Source organism: Sphingopyxis sp. QXT-31, from assembly GCF_001984035.1.
GTDB lineage: Bacteria > Pseudomonadota > Alphaproteobacteria > Sphingomonadales > Sphingomonadaceae > Sphingopyxis.
In genome coordinates this window covers 1,761,790-1,776,783 of sequence record NZ_CP019449.1, presented here as the reverse complement: position 1 = coordinate 1,776,783, position 14,994 = coordinate 1,761,790, and the positions used below count along the sequence as shown (strand labels likewise).

Annotated in this window: 12 protein-coding genes; 9 read left to right on the top strand and 3 right to left on the bottom strand. The window is 68.3% G+C overall.

Translation table 11 applies throughout. The features are described 5' to 3' along the window. Positions 1 to 96: 96 nt before the first annotated feature. From BWQ93_RS08555 to BWQ93_RS08515, 9 genes are all read left to right on the top strand, one after another. On the top strand, positions 97 to 1,617 hold the full coding sequence (locus BWQ93_RS08555; RefSeq protein ID WP_077030177.1) for a tryptophan halogenase family protein: 1,521 nt from the start codon (positions 97 to 99) through the stop codon (positions 1,615 to 1,617). A gap of 10 nt (positions 1,618 to 1,627) precedes the next feature. Next, positions 1,628 to 2,347 (top strand): SapC family protein, encoded by a 720-nt coding sequence (locus BWQ93_RS08550; RefSeq protein ID WP_077030176.1) that lies wholly within the window; start codon positions 1,628 to 1,630, stop codon positions 2,345 to 2,347. Beyond that, a complete protein-coding gene (locus BWQ93_RS08545; RefSeq protein WP_077030175.1) occupies positions 2,340 to 3,371 on the top strand; it encodes a cupin-like domain-containing protein in 1,032 nt (343 codons plus the stop codon). Before BWQ93_RS08550 ends, BWQ93_RS08545 begins: the two co-directional genes overlap by 8 nt. Continuing rightward, positions 3,368 to 4,864 (top strand): tryptophan halogenase family protein, encoded by a 1,497-nt coding sequence (locus BWQ93_RS08540; protein ID WP_077030174.1) that lies wholly within the window; start codon positions 3,368 to 3,370, stop codon positions 4,862 to 4,864. Before BWQ93_RS08545 ends, BWQ93_RS08540 begins: the two co-directional genes overlap by 4 nt. Then, the gene (locus BWQ93_RS08535) at positions 4,861 to 5,796 is read left to right on the top strand and encodes a glycoside hydrolase family 16 protein (protein ID WP_077030173.1); all 936 of its coding nucleotides are present in this window, start codon (positions 4,861 to 4,863) and stop codon (positions 5,794 to 5,796) included. Before BWQ93_RS08540 ends, BWQ93_RS08535 begins: the two co-directional genes overlap by 4 nt. After that, on the top strand, positions 5,796 to 6,866 hold the full coding sequence (locus BWQ93_RS08530) for a LacI family DNA-binding transcriptional regulator (RefSeq protein WP_077030172.1): 1,071 nt from the start codon (positions 5,796 to 5,798) through the stop codon (positions 6,864 to 6,866). The genes BWQ93_RS08535 and BWQ93_RS08530 overlap by 1 nt, the downstream gene beginning before the upstream one ends. Next, positions 6,859 to 8,049, top strand: a complete 1,191-nt coding sequence (locus BWQ93_RS08525) for an MFS transporter (protein ID WP_077030171.1) — start codon at positions 6,859 to 6,861, stop codon at positions 8,047 to 8,049. The genes BWQ93_RS08530 and BWQ93_RS08525 overlap by 8 nt, the downstream gene beginning before the upstream one ends. A gap of 110 nt (positions 8,050 to 8,159) precedes the next feature. Beyond that, the gene (locus BWQ93_RS08520; RefSeq protein ID WP_232314770.1) at positions 8,160 to 10,625 is read left to right on the top strand and encodes a glycoside hydrolase family 3 protein; all 2,466 of its coding nucleotides are present in this window, start codon (positions 8,160 to 8,162) and stop codon (positions 10,623 to 10,625) included. A 40-nt stretch (positions 10,626 to 10,665) separates the two neighbouring features. Next, positions 10,666 to 11,964 carry a sugar MFS transporter gene (locus BWQ93_RS08515; RefSeq protein WP_077030169.1) on the top strand — a complete coding sequence of 433 codons (1,299 nt, stop codon included), beginning with the start codon at positions 10,666 to 10,668 and terminating at the stop codon, positions 11,962 to 11,964. A 3-nt stretch (positions 11,965 to 11,967) separates the two neighbouring features. Here the strand turns inward: BWQ93_RS08515 and BWQ93_RS08510 are convergent, their stop codons facing one another. The 3 genes from BWQ93_RS08510 to BWQ93_RS08500 are packed head-to-tail and all read right to left on the bottom strand — an operon-like array spanning position 11,968 to position 14,993. Next, positions 11,968 to 12,702 carry a DUF7010 family protein gene (locus BWQ93_RS08510; RefSeq protein ID WP_077030168.1) on the bottom strand — a complete coding sequence of 245 codons (735 nt, stop codon included), beginning with the start codon at positions 12,700 to 12,702 and terminating at the stop codon, positions 11,968 to 11,970. Beyond that, positions 12,608 to 13,762, bottom strand: a complete 1,155-nt coding sequence (locus BWQ93_RS08505; protein WP_077030167.1) for an acetyl-CoA C-acyltransferase — start codon at positions 13,760 to 13,762, stop codon at positions 12,608 to 12,610. The genes BWQ93_RS08510 and BWQ93_RS08505 overlap by 95 nt, the downstream gene beginning before the upstream one ends. 1 nt (position 13,763) lies before the next feature. Continuing rightward, entirely contained in the window at positions 13,764 to 14,993 is a 1,230-nt protein-coding gene (locus BWQ93_RS08500) for an acetyl-CoA acetyltransferase (protein WP_077030166.1), read from the bottom strand. Between the last annotated feature and the right edge of the window lies 1 nt (position 14,994).

Genomic DNA, 14,994 nt, shown 5'->3' with positions numbered 1-14,994 from the left:
AGTCCCGCAGGCTTCCTGGCGAGAGAGCCGCGCTTCCATCCGGGGCGCGGCTCTTTTGCGTGACGCGCCGCAGCGAAACGCGTAGGAACGTTCCCAATGACGAGCGAGATGGAGAGGGTGGTCATCGTCGGCGGCGGCACCGCCGGCTGGCTGGCGGCGGCGCGCATCGCCGCGGCGCGGCCCGCGCTTTCGGTGACGCTGATCGAGGCGCCCGACATCCCGACGATCGGGGTGGGCGAGGGGACCTGGCCGACGATGCGCGCGGCGCTTGCCGCGATCGGAATCGACGAGGGCGAATTCCTCGCCGCCTGCGATGGCTCGTTCAAACAGGGGTCGCGCTTCGACCGCTGGGTGAGCGGCGCGGACGACGACCGCTATCTCCACCCCTTCACCCCGCCGCCGCCGCTGGCGACGCGCGAGCTGCTCGCGGCGTGGCAGGCGGGTGAGCCGGGGCAGAGCTTCGCCGCCGCGATGACCGCGCAGGCGGCGGTGTGCCACCACGACTTGGCGCCGCGCCAGCGCGCGATGCCCGGCTACCAGGGCGCCGCCAATTACGCGTACCACTTGGATGCCGGAAAGTTTGCAGCACTGCTGATGGCGCATGCGAAGCAGCGCCTCGGCGTCCGCCATGTCGCCGATCACGTCACCGGCGTCCGGCGCGGCGAGGGCGACCTGATCGCCGCGGTCGTCACCCGCGAGCATGGCGAAGTCGCGGGCGACCTCTTCCTCGACTGCACCGGCCACGCCGCGCTGCTGATCGGCGGCGAGCTCGGCGTCGAATGGATCGACCGCAGCGACACGCTCTTCAACGACCGCGCGCTCGCGGCGCAGGTGCCGACCGATCCTGACAGCGCCATCGCATCGCAGACCGTCTCGACCGCGCACCGCGCCGGCTGGATCTGGGACATCGCGCTGCCCACCCGCCGCGGCATCGGCTGCGTCTACGCCAGCCGCTTCCTCTCCGACGACGAGGCCGAGGCGGTGCTCCGCGCCTATATCGCCGAGCAGCTGCCGCACGCCCCCGAGGTGCCCGTCCGCCGCCTCGGCTTCCCCACCGGCCACCGCGCGCGCTTCTGGCAGGGCAATTGCCTCGCGGTCGGCCTCTCCGCGGGCTTCATCGAACCGCTCGAGGCCTCGGCGATCGTGATGATCGAACTGTCGCTGAACGCCCTCGTCGACAATTTCCCCGCCAGCGCGGCGGTGCTGCCGATCCACGCGCAGCGCTTCAACGCGCTCTTCCGCTATCGCTGGAACCGCATCGTCGACTTCCTCAAGCTCCACTATGTGCTGAGCCGCCGCCCCGAGCCCTATTGGCGCGCGCAGCGCGATCCCCAGCATATCCCGGCGACCCTCGCCGCGATGCTCACCCTGTGGCAGGACCAGCCGCCTTCGGTCTGGGACTTCCCGCAGGTCGACGAGATTTTCTCGGCCGAGAGCCACCAGTACATCCTCTACGGCATGGGCTTTGCCCCGCCGCCGGGCCTCGCGCCCAGCGACCGCGCCGTCGCGGCGCTCGCCGAACAGCAGAAGCGAGCGCGCGCGCTCGTTTCGGCGCTCCCCACTAACCGCGATTATCTCGACGCGCTCGGCGCGGCCGCGGCGACCGCCGCCGAATGAAGGACGATAAATGACCCAGCATGCCGCCCTCGACACCAACGCCCATCGCGAGCTGCGCATCGATCCGCGCGCGGGCGCGGCGCGCGGCGACGCGGTGATGGCGACGCTGACGGTGCCGAGCGAATTCCGCCAGGTGCAGGCGCATTATCCGATCCTCTTCCGCCGCGACAATCCGCAGGACCCGTTCATCGCGGTCGCGCTCTTCGGGTTCGAGAATGGCGAAAATCTCTTCCTCGACGGCGAGCACTGGGACGCGCGTTATCGCCCGCTGTCGATCGCGATCCAGCCCTTCCTCGTCGGCCGCCCGGCGAGCGGCGACGGGCCCGGGCAGGTGCATATCGACTTGGGTCATCCGCGCATCGCCGCAGGCGGCGAGGGCATCCGCCTGTTCGACGCCGACGGACAGGCGACCCCTTATCTGGAGGATATCGCCGAAAAGCTCGGCGCGCTCGACGAGGGGTATCGCGCGAGCCCCGCCTTTTTCGCCGCGCTCGCCGACCACGACCTGCTCGAACCCTTCACGCTCGAGGTCACGCTCGACGACGGCTCGGTCAATTCGCTCGTCGGTTTCCACATCATCGACGAGGCGAAGCTCCGTGCCCTGGACGCCAGCACGCTCGGCAAGCTCCACGCCGACGGCCATTTGATGCCGATGTTCATGGCGCTCGCCTCGCTGTCGCAGCTCGCCGGGCTCGTCGATCGCCGCAACGCGAAGCTCAGCCATGGCTGAGCGCGACGGCGCCATCTATCCGCGGCTCGCCAAGGTGGCCGAGCGCGTGCTCGATAAGGGGGGAGGGCTCGACGCGTTGCTCTCGGGCGCGCGCGAGCCCTTTATCCTCCGCGGCCTCGTCGCCGACTGGCCGCTGGTGCAGGCGGGCAAGAACTCGGCCCGCGGGGCGCGGCAGCATCTGCTCGACCATGCGCGCGACCGGCCTTTCACCGTGTCGATCGGCGCGCCGGGGCACGACGGGCGGCTCTTCTACGACGCCGACATGGCGATGAATTTCCGCACCGGTACCGGCAAGCTCCCCGACATCTTCGCGGGGATCGACACCGCCGAGGAGCGCGGCGAGGACCGCACCGTCTATCTCGCCTCGATCGACATCCCGGCGCATTTCGACGGGCTCGACGCGGCGAACCCGCTGGACCTCGGCGCCCGCAATCCGCTGAAGAGCATCTGGATCGGCACGAAGACGCGCATCGCTGCGCACAACGACTTCCCCGACAATCTCGCCTGCTGCGCCGCCGGCCGCCGCCGCTTCACGCTCTTCCCGCCCGACCAGTATAAGAACCTCTACCTCGGCCCGATCGACAACACCCCCGCGGGCCGCGCGGTCTCCATGGTCGATTTCGACGCCCCCGACCTCGCCGCTTTCCCGCGCTTCGCCGAAGCGATGGCGGCGGCGCAGGTCGCCGAGCTCGAACCCGGCGACGCGCTCTTCATCCCGTCGATGTGGTGGCACCATGTCGAGGGGCTCGATCCCTTCAACATCCTCGTCAATTACTGGTGGCGCGACACCCCGGCCTTCCTCGGCCAGCCGCAGGACGCGCTCAACCACGCGATCCTCGCGATCCGCGACCTGCCCGACGCGGACAAGGTAATCTGGCGCGCCCTCTTCGACCATTATGTGTTCGAGAACGACGGCAGCGTCACCGACCATATCCCCGAGGCCGCGCGCAGCGTCCTCGCCCCGCTCACCCCCGAAAGCGCCGGACGCCTCCGCGCTTTCCTCTTGAGGACGCTCAGCCGATGACCCAGCCGATCCAGCGTATCGTGATTGCGGGCGGCGGCACCGCCGGCTGGATGGCCGCCGCGGCGATCGCGCGCACCATGGGCCGCGCCGTCAGCGTGACGCTGGTGGAATCGGAAGCGATCGGCACGATCGGCGTCGGCGAAAGCACCATCCCGCCGCTCGTCAATTTCAACCGGCTGCTCGGCATCAACGAGGCCGATTTCATGCGTGCGACGCAGGCGACCTTCAAGCTCGGTATCCTCTTCGACAACTGGAAGGAAGAGGGGCACCGCTATTTCCACAGCTTCGGCCTCACCGGCAAGGATCACTGGTCGGCGGGCTTCCAGCATTTCTGGCTGCACGGGCGCACCAGGGGCCATGAGCAGAGCTACGACGATTATTGCATGGAGCTGGTCGCCGCGATGGCGGGCAAGTTCGCCCACTTGCCCAACGACGGCACCAACTACGCCTATCAGCTCGATTCGGGCCTCTACGCGCGTTTCCTCCGCCAGATGGCCGAGGGCGACGGCACCGTCCGCGTCGAGGGCAAGATCGGCCATGTCGAGCTCGACCCGGAAAGCGGCGACATCGCCGCGCTGATCCTCGACGGCGAGCGCCGGATCGAGGGCGATCTCTTCCTCGACTGCACCGGTTTCCGCGCGCTCTTGATCGAGGGCGCCTTGCACGCGGGCTTCGACGACTGGACGCACTGGTTGCCGTGCGACAGCGCGATCGCGCTCCAGACGCCCAATGTGCGTCCGCCCGTCCCCTATACGCGCGCGATGGCGCACGATGCGGGCTGGCAATGGCGCATCCCGCTCCAGCACCGCACCGGCAACGGCCTCGTCTATTGCAGCCGCTATCTCGGCCGCGACGAGGCGCTCGAGCGGCTGCTCGGCAATGTCGAGGGCGAAGTGCTGACCGAGCCTAATTTCCTGCGCTTCACCACCGGCATCCGTCGCCGCCAATGGATGCGCAACTGCGTCGCGGTCGGGCTGTCGGGGGGCTTCATGGAGCCGCTGGAGTCCACCAGCATCCACCTGATCCAGCGCAGCGTGCTGCGCTTCATCCGCATGCTGCCGCTCGGCCGCCCCAGCGTGCGTGACATCGCCGAATATGAGGAACAGCAGCTGCAGGACAATCTGCAGATCCGCGACTTCCTGATCCTCCACTATAAGGCCACCAACCGCCGCGACAGCGCTTTCTGGCGTCAGTGCGCCGACATGGAAATCCCCGACAGCCTCGCGCAGAAGATCGAGCTGTTCCGCGAAACCGGCCGCGTCTTCCGCAAGAATGAGGAGCTGTTCGCCGAGAACAGCTGGGTGCAGGTGATGATGGGGCAGGGGATCGAGCCGCAAAGCTATCACCCGGTCGCGACCAAGCTCAGCGACGACGAACTCGACCGGCTGCTCGGCATGATCCGCCAGCAGGTCGCCGATACGGTCGCCAAGCTCCCCGACCACCATGCCTATGTCGCACGCTATTGCGGCGCCGACGTGTCGCAAGCCGCATGAGGATCGCGCTCGCCCTGCTGCTCGCGGCGGCTGCGACTCCCGCGGCGGCGTCCGACGGCTGGACGCTCGTCTGGTCCGACGACTTCGACGGCACCGAGATCGACCGCAGCAAATGGGATTTCGATGTCGATTGCTGGGGTGGCGGCAACAACGAGCGCCAATGCTACACCGACCGCAAGGACAATGCCGCGGTCAAGGACGGCAGGCTGATCATCACCGCGCGCAAGGAGACGTCCAGCGGCCCCGCCTTCCCGCTGGCGCAGCGCGGCGACCCCGCCAAGGCCAATGCCCGCGCGACCAAGGATTACAGCTCCGCCCGCCTGGTCACCCGTGGCAAGGCGGCGTGGACCTATGGTAAGATCGAGGTGCGCGCCAAGCTGCCGCAGGGGCAGGGGACCTGGCCCGCGATCTGGATGCTGCCCGAGGATCATCATTACGGCACCTGGGCCGCCTCGGGCGAGATCGACATCCTCGAGGCGGTGAACCTCGGTGCCAAATGCAAGGAATGCCCCGGCGGGATCGAGAACCGCATCCTCGGCACGCTCCATTCGGGCGGGCAATGGCCCGCGAACAAGCATAAGGGCGACGAGACGGTGCTGCCCGCGCCGATCGACGATTTCCATGTCTTCGGCATCGTCTGGGAAGCCGGCCGGATCAGCTGGACGATCGACGGCAAGGTTTATGCGACTCAGCGCGCAGGCGACTGGAGCACCACCGGTTCAGAGAGCCCCAACGCCCCCTTCGATCGCCCCTTCCATCTGCTGCTCAACCTCGCGGTCGGCGGCGGGCTCGCCGAGAGCCGCACCGAAAAGGGCGTCGATGGCCGCGGCTATCCCAAAACCTTCGAGATCGACTGGGTTCGCGTCTGGCAATGCGGCGAAGATGCCGCTAGCAGGGCCGCCTGTTCGGCGAGTGGGGACCAGGCGAAATAATGGGACGTCGGCGGCAGTCGGTGACGATCAAGCATGTGGCGGCCGACGCGGGCGTGTCGCTGCAGACGGTGAGCCGCGTCATCAACGACGAGCCCAATGTCCGCCCCGAAATGAAGGAACGCGTCCAGGCTTCGATCGACAAGCTGGGTTACGTTCCCTCGATCGCGGCGCAGCGGATGAGCGGCTCGCGCTCCTACCTCATCCTCGCGATCAACGACCGCGAACGCACGATCGCCGACTGGCACGCGCGCGAGGGCACCGACTGGGTCGACCAGATGCTGTTCGGCGGCATGCTCAAATGCGCCGAGCTCGGTTACCGGATGATCTTCGAGCTGGTCGACACGCACAACGACCATGTCGAGCGCGAACTGCGCGCGATCATCGCTGCGCTCCAGCCCGACGGGGTGATCCTGACCCCGCCGCACTCGGACAATCCGCTGATCGTCGATCTGCTCCACGGCCAGCGCATCCCCTTTGCGCGGATCGGCTCGCACGGCGGCGACGCCGGCATCGCGCTGACGATGGACGACGAGGGCTCGGCGGCGCGCGCGACGCGGCACCTGATCGACCTCGGCCACACGCGCATCGGCTTCATCTCGGGCTCGGTCGAATATGACCTCAGCCACTGGCGCATCGACGGCTGGCGCGCCGAAATGGCGGCGGCGGGCTTGCCGACCGACGACCTGCTCGCCGAGGGCGATTTCAGCGCCGCATCGGGCGCGGTCGCGGCGCAGCAATTGCTCGGGCTCGAAAATCCGCCGACGGCCATCATCGCCAGCAACGACCAGATGTCGCTCGCGACGCTGGCGGTGGCGCAGGACCGCGGCCTCGACGTGCCGCGCGACCTGTCGCTGGTCAGCTTCGATAACACCCCGATCGTCCGCTTCACCCCGCCGGGGCTCACCGCGGTCGACCAGCCGATCGCCGCGACGGTATCGCGCGCGGTCGAGCTGATCATCGCGGCGCAGCGCGGCGCCCCGCGCCCAACCGAACCGACGGTGGTCGAGGGCAGCCTGATTGAGCGCGGCTCGACCGCGGCGCCCGCCGGCCCCCTCGTCCCGAATGGTTGAGGCGCCCCAGCCCCGCCAGTCGATCCGCTTCCTGCTGCTCTACGCGCTCGCCGCGGCGGGCGGCGCGATCGCCTATGTGCCCTTCCTGACGATCCTGCTCCCCGTTCGCGTGACCGCGCTCGCGGGGACGAACGACATTCAGGCGCTGGGCTACGTCACCTTCTTCGGCGCGATCGCCGCCAGCGCCGGCGGCGTCCTTTTCGGCTGGCTCAGCGACCGCACCCAAAACCGGCGCAGCTGGATCGTCGCCGGGCTGATCCTGACGATCGCGCTGCTCCTCGCGGTGCCGCTGGCACAGGATGTGCCGACCCTGATTGCGATCATCATCGGCTGGCAGCTCGCGCTCAACATGATGCTGGGGCCCTTGTCGGCCTGGGGCGGCGACCTCGTGCCCGACCATCAGAAAGGCCTGCTTGGCGGCCTACTTGCTTTCTCGCCCGCGCTCGGTGCGGTGGCCTGCGCTTTCGTGACGATCCCCGGCCTAGCCGACGCCGACGGCCGGCTGGCGCTCGTCGGTCTGCTCGTCGCGGGCGCGGTACTGCCCGTGCTGCTGTTCGGCCGCCCGCGTCCCTTTCCCGAGCTCCTGGTTCCCAGCAACGCGCAGCCGGGCGACGCGCCGGCGCGGCCGGCCGCGACCGTCATGCGCATGTGGTTCGCGCGGCTGCTCGTCCAGATCGCCGAGGCGGCGCTTTTCGCCTATCTCTTCTTCTGGTTCCGCTCGATCGATGCCGCGATCACCGACAACGAAACCGCGCAATTGTTCAGCCTCGTCCTCACCGTCGCGGTGCCGCTCGCGCTGCTCACCGGGCGCTGGGCCGACCGCAGCGGGCGCCCGATCCTGCCGCTGGTGATCTGCGCGGCGATCCTGACCCTCGGTCTGGCCGCGATGGCGGTTTCGGAAACGCTGTTCGCGGCGAAGGCGAGCTATGTCGTCTTCGGCATTGCCGCGACGATCTTCCTCTCGCTGCACAGCGGCCAGACGCTGCGCATCCTGCGGCGCCCCGAGCATCGCGCGCGCGACCTCGGCCTGTTCAACCTCACCAACACCGTGCCGTCGCTGATCATGCCCTGGCTCACCATCTCGCTCGTCCCGGGCTTCGGCTTCGACGCGCTGTTCCTGCTGCTCGCGGGCCTCGCGAGCGTTGCCGTGCTGCTCCTCGCGACGATGCCGCGGCTTCGCTGAAATCCTATCCCGAATAGCGGCTTGCTTTCCTTTGTCTGCTATGCGAGAGGGGCATTTGATAACGTTCACATAGAGGGATGGGAGAGACGATGCGGCGTTCCGCACTTGCCATGACGACGGCATTCTTGCTGGCGGGAACCGCCACGATGGTGGTGGCGCAGCCCGCCGACACCGGTGCCGCAAGCGTCCATCCCGACCTCTGGCCCGCCGCAAAGAGCCCCGCAGCGATCACCGACGCCGCGACCGAAAAGCGCATCGACACGCTTCTGAAGAAGATGACGGTCGAGCAGAAGGTCGGCCAGCTGATCCAGGGCGACATCAGCACGATCACGCCCAAGGACCTTGAGACTTACCCGCTCGGCTCGATCCTTGCGGGAGGCAACAGCGGCCCGAACGGTAACGAACGCTCAAGCGCCGCCGACTGGGCAAAGCTCGTCGGCGAATTCCGCGCAGTCTCGATGAAGCCGCAGGCGAACGGCATCGCGATCCCGATCATCTTCGGCGTCGACGCTGTCCACGGCCACAACAATGTCCCCGGCGCGACGCTCTTCCCGCACAATATCGGCCTCGGCGCCGCGCGTGATCCCGAACTGATCCAGCGCATCGGTGCGGTGACCGCGGCCGAGATCGCGGGCAGCGGGATCGAATGGACCTTCGCCCCGACGCTCGCGGTGCCGCAGGATCTGCGCTGGGGCCGCAGCTACGAGGGCTATGCCGCCGATCCCAAGCTGATCGCCGACTATGCCAAAGCCATGGTGATCGGCCTGCAGGGGCCGCTCGCTTCGGGCAAGAGCGTCGGCCCCGCGCATGTCGCCGCGACGGCCAAGCATTTCCTCGCCGACGGCGGCACCTTCGAGGGCAAGGACCAGGGCGATGCCAAGATCGACGAGGAGGAGCTCATCGCCAAGCACGCGATGGGCTACCCCGCCGCGATCGACGCCGGCGCGCTGACCGTTATGGCCAGCTTCTCGAGCTGGCAGGGCGTCAAGCACCACGGCAACAAGGGACTGCTCACCGACGCGCTCAAACAGAAGATGGGTTTCGAGGGCTTCGTCGTCGGCGACTGGAACGGCCATGGCCAGGTCGCGGGATGCAGCGTCACCGACTGCGCCCAGTCGATCAACGCCGGGCTCGACATGTTCATGGCGCCCGACAGCTGGAAGGGCCTCTACGAAACCACGGTGAAACAGGCGAAGGACGGCACCATTTCGCAGGCGCGCCTCGACGATGCCGTCCGCCGCATCTTGCGCGTGAAATACAAGCTCGGCCTCTTCCCCGAGGGCCATGTCGATCGGAGCACGGTTAAGGCGCTCGGTACCCCCGAACATCTCGCCGTCGCGCGCGAAGCGGTCGCCAAGTCGCTGGTTCTCCTGAAGAACAACGGCAGCCTGTTGCCGATCAAGCCCGGCGCACGCGTGCTCGTCACCGGCCCCGGCGCCGACAATATGGCGATGCAAGCGGGCGGCTGGACGATCAGCTGGCAGGGCACCGACGTCGTGCGCGGCGACTTCCCCAACGGCCAGACGATCTGGGAAGGCCTCGACAAGGCGGTGCGCGACGCGGGCGGTGTGGCGACGCTGTCCGACGGCGGCGCCTATAAGGAAAAGCCCGATGTCGCGATCGTCGTCTTCGGCGAGGCGCCTTACGCCGAATTCCAGGGCGACGTCCCGACGCTCGACTACCAGCCCAATGACGCCACCGACCTGGCTACGCTCAAGAAATTGAAGGCAGCGGGCATCCCGGTGGTCGCGCTCTTCCTTTCGGGCCGCCCGATGTTCACCAGCCCCGAGATCAACGCCGCCGACGCCTTCGTCGCGGGCTGGCTGCCCGGCTCGCAAGGCGCGGGCGTCGCCGACGTCCTTATCGCAGGCAAGGACGGCAAGACCGCGCGGCCTTTCACCGGCACGCTCCCCTTCGCCTGGCCCGCTGATGCGCGTTCGCCGGTCGAAAAGCCGCTCTTCGCGACCGGCTACGGCCTCAAATATGGCGAGAGCAAGCCTGTCGGCCCGCTGTCCGAGGACCTCGGCATCGACGTCGCCGCCGCGCTCAACGTCGAGACCTATTTCGCCGGCGGCCGCGCGCGTTCCCCGTGGGCGCTCACGGTCACCGACGCGGGTGGCGCGCGCCCGGTTGAATCGGCGCCGGTCGCCAGCCCCGGCGGACTGATCGCCGCGCGCTCGGTCGACGTGAAGGCGCAGGAGGACGGCAAGAGCTTCGTCTGGACCGGCCCCGCGTCCTTCCACCTCTCGGGGCCCTATGCCGACCTTTCGCGCCAGCTCAACAACAGCTTCGCGTTGCGCGTCGAATGGCGCGTCGACGCGCTCGGCACCGGCCCGGTGACCGTCGCGCTCGGCGGGCAGGCGTTCGACGTCTCCGACTGGGTCAAGGCGGCGCCGACGGGACAGGTGAGCTCGTTCCGCATCCCGCTCCGCTGCTTCGCCGACGCGGGCGCGAACCTCCAGAAGCTCGACTATGCGCTCAGCGTCACCGCCGACAAGGGCTTCGCCGCCACGCTGCTGCATACGAATGTGCAGGCGGTCGGCGAGAATCTGCCTTGCCCGCCCAAAGCAAAATGACGACACAACACCATAAATAACAAAGGTCGGGGAGAGAGACATGGCATTGGCGCCGAACGTTGCGACGGGTGCGGATTCGAACGCGGCCGATCAGCCGGGGAGGGGCGGCGGCAGCACGCTGGTGGTGCTGGTCCTCGCCTTTGCGGTGTTTTTCCTGCTCGGCGGGGTGACCAACATCAACGACCTGCTCGTCGGCAAGTTCAAGTCGATGTTCCACCTCACCCATGCGCAGGCGAACCTCGTCCAGATGGCGTTCTTCATCGCCTATGGTGCCTTTTCGATTCCCGCCGGGATCATCATGTCAAAGCTCGGCTATATCCGCACCTTCGTGCTCGGCTTCATGATCGTTGCGGCGGCCTCGTTCCTGTTCATCCCGGCGTCGGCCGCGGCGTCATACCCCGGTTTCCTCGCCGCGCTCTTCTGTATCGGCGCGGGGATCACCGTGCTGCAGGTGGCGATGAACCCCGTCATCACCACGCTCGGGCCGGCCAAGACCTCGCATAGCCGGCTAACCTTTGCGCAGGCATTCAATTCGGTCGGCGTCTTCCTGATGGTCTATGGCGGCGCGACCTTCCTCCTCGGCGATTCGACTCCGCTCGACCCCGAAACTTCGACCGATGCACAGATCCAGGCCTATCGCGTCGCCGAAGGCGCCTCGATCGGTACCGCATATATGTGGCTCGGCATCCTGATGCTCGTCATCGCCGCGATCTTCTGGTTCAACCGCTCGGCGCTCGACCACGCCAAGGCCGACGCCATGAAGCTCGAGGGCACGTGGGGCCTTTTGACCTCCAACCGCCGCGTCCAACTCGGCGCGCTGTCCATCTTCGTCTATGTCGGCGCCGAAGTCGCGATCGGCTCGAACCTCATCGCCTATCTCGGCGACCAGAGCGTGATGGGGCTGGGGCTCCAGGCCGCGGGCAAGCTGGTCGCCATCTATTGGCTCGGCGCGCTGATCGGCCGCATCCTCGGCGGTTTCATCCTGCGGCTCGCCAAGCCCGGGCGCGTGCTCGCGACCTTCGCGGCGGGGGCGATTTCGCTCATCATCCTGTCGGCGGTGACCACCGGCGCGCTGTCGGGCTGGGCGCTGATCCTCGTCGGCTTCTGCAACTCGCTGATGTTCCCGACGATCTTCAGCCTCGGGACCGAAGGGCTCGGAGAACGCACTCCGCAGGCGTCGGGCATCTTGTGCACCGCGATCATCGGGGGTGCGATCGTGCCTTTCCTGTTCGGACTGGTCGCCGATATCGACCTCCGCCTGGCGTTGATCGTCCCGCTCGTCTGCTACGCGATCATCGCGGGCTTCGGCCTGTGGGCCGCGCGCCGGGCGACCGCCTGACGCTCAGGCGATGCTCGCGCGGCCGGCCCCGGCCGATGCTTGCGCGATCGATGCGTTCCACCGCGTGAAAAGCAGCGCCGCGAACAACAGCTCGGCGCTGCCCACCACCAGCGTGACGTGCACGGGCAGCAGGTCGGCCTTGATCGCAAAGGCGGTGCCGATCGCGAACAGCACCGCGCCGAGCGCCCAATAGAGTCGCTCGCCGTGCATCGTCGCAAAGCTCAGGTAACGTGCGCCGATGACAAGCGCGAAGGCGGCAAAGGCGAAATTCTCCGACACCGGCATCAGCCCCCAGGCGATCAGGAGCCCCGCGAACAGCGGCAGCACCGCCTCGAACCCCAGGAAGGTCAGCGGATTGCCCTTGCTGACCTTGGGCGCACGAAACAGCCGCGCGATCAGCAGCGCCAGCGGCATGATCAGCATGCCGCCGACGAAGAGCGTGACAAAGGCATAGAAGCCGCCCCAGACATACCAGGCCGCGTCGGCGGCGAGCCACGCCAGCCCCGACGCGAAAACGCCGGGCGCGCCGCCCTGATAAGCTGCACGAAATTCTGCCTGTGCCTGTTCGATATCGATGACCGCCTCCTGTGCCGGGTTCCCTGGCGGCTTGTGCGGGCCCGCCGCGCGCCTGTCCAGCCGGAAATCAGCCGAGCCGCTCGACCAGCATCGCCGCGCCGACCCCCATCGCGCCGGTGAGCACGACCAGCCCGTAGCGCCCGCCGCCGGCGTCGAGCGCATCGAGCAGCGACGAGGTCAGGATCGCGCCGCTCGCGCCCATCGGATGCCCCTTGGCGAGGTGCCCGCCGCCGACGTTGACCCGCGCCGGATCGGCGCCCCGATCGCGCAGGAATTTGGCGATGGTGACCGCGAACGCCTCCATGAACTCGATCCGGTCGATGTCGGCGAGCGTCAGCCCGGACCGCGCGAGCATCTTGTCCATCGCGGCGAAGCCCGCGGTCAGCGACGCCGCCGGATCGCCGCCGCTCTCGGCGAAGGCGACGACGCGCGCCCGCGGCCTGAGTCCGAGCCCTTCGTCTCCGACCAGCGCCAGCCCCGCGCCGTCGCAGATCGGCGGCGCGTGCGCGACGGCGTGCAAGGGCTCGAACGTCGCGCCCTCGAGCGCGCCTGCATATTTCGCCTGCAATTCGCCGAACGCCGCGGGCGCGGCGGCGAGCGATTCCGCGGTCGGCTGCGGCCTGATGCATTCCTCGCCGGTCAGCGCGCCGGTGGCGATGCGCGAGGCTTGTAGCGCCGCGTCACCCTCCGCCGCCGCTGCTTTTTGCTGCGACGCGAGCGCGACCGCGTCGAGTTCGGCGCGCGTGATGCCCTCGGCATGCGCCAGCCGGTCGGCGGCGAGCACCGGCGGCACGAAACGCGTGCGCGGCGGCATCTCATCGTTGGTGTAGAAGCCCGCGCGGTCACCGAGGAACGGCGCCGAACTCATCGACTCGACCCCGCCGGCCAGCGCGACGCCGATCTCGCCGCTCGCGACCTTCGCCACCGCCTGGCCGATCGCCGACAGCCCCGAGGCGCAATAATTGTTGAGGCTGTGCGCCGCGCAGGCGTCGGGCAGCCCGGCGTGCAGCTTCGCCAGCATCGCGATATGCCCGCCCTGCGTCCCGCTCTGCGTGACGCAGCCGAGGATCAGCGCCTCGGGTTCGAACGCACCGCAACGCGCCGTCAGCGCTGCGGCCTGCTGTCGCACCAGTTCCTGCGGGCTCAGCGCCGCCAGCCCGCCGTCGGGTCGCGCCTTGCCGCGCGGCGTGCGCACCGCGTCGTAGAGAAAGACGTCGGTCAAATCAGGTGCCGACGACGAAGCTGACCGCGGTCGTCGCGCTGCCACCGACGTTGAAGGTCGCGAAATTGCGCGCGCCCTCGACCTGATAGTCGCCGGCGTTGCCCGTGACCTGCCGCCAGCCGTCGAGCAGCATCCGCACGCCCGTCGCACCCACCGGATGGCCGAGCCCGATCAGTCCGCCCGACGGATTGACCGGCAGCTTGCCGCCGAGCGCAATCGTCCCATCCTCGACCGCGCGCCAGCTTTCGCCGGGCTTGGTGATCCCGAAATGGTCGATCGCCATATATTCGGTGATCGAGAAACAATCGTGCACCTCGACCCCGTCGCAGGCATAGATGTCGGGCATCTCGGCGCGGCGCAGCGCGTCCATCATCGCCTTGCGTACGCTGGGGAAGACATAGTCGCCGCCGCGGCTGTTGGCGACCTTGGTCGAATAGAGCAGGGGGGCAGTGGCGTGGCCCCAGCCCTTGATGCGCGGAATGCTCTCCAGCGGAATCCCGCGGCGATTCGCATAGGCTTCGGCGACTTCGCGCGAGGCGAGGAAGATCGCGGCGGCCCCGTCGGTGACCTGCCCGCAGTCGGACTTGCGAAGCGAGCCCTCGATCAGCGGATTGACCTCGTCATTCTCGCCGAGATGATCGTCGGTCACCGCCCAGCCGCGCGTCTGCGAGTTGGGATTGCGCTTCGCATTGGCGAAATTATTGGCCGAAATGCCGCGCAAATGCGCGCGGTCGAGTCCGAAGCGTTCTTCATATTCCTCGGCGACGCGTGCAAACATCCACGGCCACAGATAGCGCGCCTCCTGCGCCTCGCGGCCGGCCCAGGCGGCGGCGCCGAGATATTCGGCGGCGCGCTGGCCGGGGACGTTGCGCATCAACTCGATGCCGAGCACGAGCGCGAGGCCATAGCGTTCGGCCTCAATCTCGGCGGCGGCGGCGAGGATCGCGATGCTGCCCGACGCACAGGCGGCCTCGTGGCGCGATGCGGGGATGCCCGCGAGGTCGGGGTGGACGTGGCCGAAGAAGCCGCCGAGCTGGCCCTGGCCCGCGAAAAGCTCGCCGACGAAATTGCCGACATGCGCGGTCTCGACCTCTTTGGGCTCGATGCCCGTCGCGACGAACGCCGCTTCGGCGACGTCGCGGAACAGTTCGAACAGGCCGCCGCCCTCGCGTTCGAGGTTGCGCGAGAAGTCGGTCTGCGCGCCGCCGAGGATGAAGACGTCCTTTGCCATG

Bases quoted from the DNA above. Each gene is read 5' to 3' on its own strand.
- BWQ93_RS08500 (WP_077030166.1), bottom strand. From the start codon at position 14,993: ATGGCAAAGGACGTCTTCATCCTCGGCGGCGCGCAGACCGACTTCTCG.
- BWQ93_RS08515 (WP_077030169.1), top strand. From the start codon at position 10,666: ATGGCATTGGCGCCGAACGTTGCGACGGGTGCGGATTCGAACGCGGCC.
- BWQ93_RS08530 (WP_077030172.1), top strand. From the start codon at position 5,796: ATGGGACGTCGGCGGCAGTCGGTGACGATCAAGCATGTGGCGGCCGAC.
- BWQ93_RS08510 (WP_077030168.1), bottom strand. From the start codon at position 12,702: ATGCGCTCGACGCCGGCGGCGGGCGCTACGGGCTGGTCGTGCTCACCG.
- BWQ93_RS08535 (WP_077030173.1), top strand. From the start codon at position 4,861: ATGAGGATCGCGCTCGCCCTGCTGCTCGCGGCGGCTGCGACTCCCGCG.
- BWQ93_RS08550 (WP_077030176.1), top strand. From the start codon at position 1,628: ATGACCCAGCATGCCGCCCTCGACACCAACGCCCATCGCGAGCTGCGC.
- BWQ93_RS08540 (WP_077030174.1), top strand. From the start codon at position 3,368: ATGACCCAGCCGATCCAGCGTATCGTGATTGCGGGCGGCGGCACCGCC.
- BWQ93_RS08520 (WP_232314770.1), top strand. From the start codon at position 8,160: ATGACGACGGCATTCTTGCTGGCGGGAACCGCCACGATGGTGGTGGCG.
- BWQ93_RS08525 (WP_077030171.1), top strand. From the start codon at position 6,859: ATGGTTGAGGCGCCCCAGCCCCGCCAGTCGATCCGCTTCCTGCTGCTC.
- BWQ93_RS08545 (WP_077030175.1), top strand. From the start codon at position 2,340: ATGGCTGAGCGCGACGGCGCCATCTATCCGCGGCTCGCCAAGGTGGCC.
- BWQ93_RS08555 (WP_077030177.1), top strand. From the start codon at position 97: ATGACGAGCGAGATGGAGAGGGTGGTCATCGTCGGCGGCGGCACCGCC.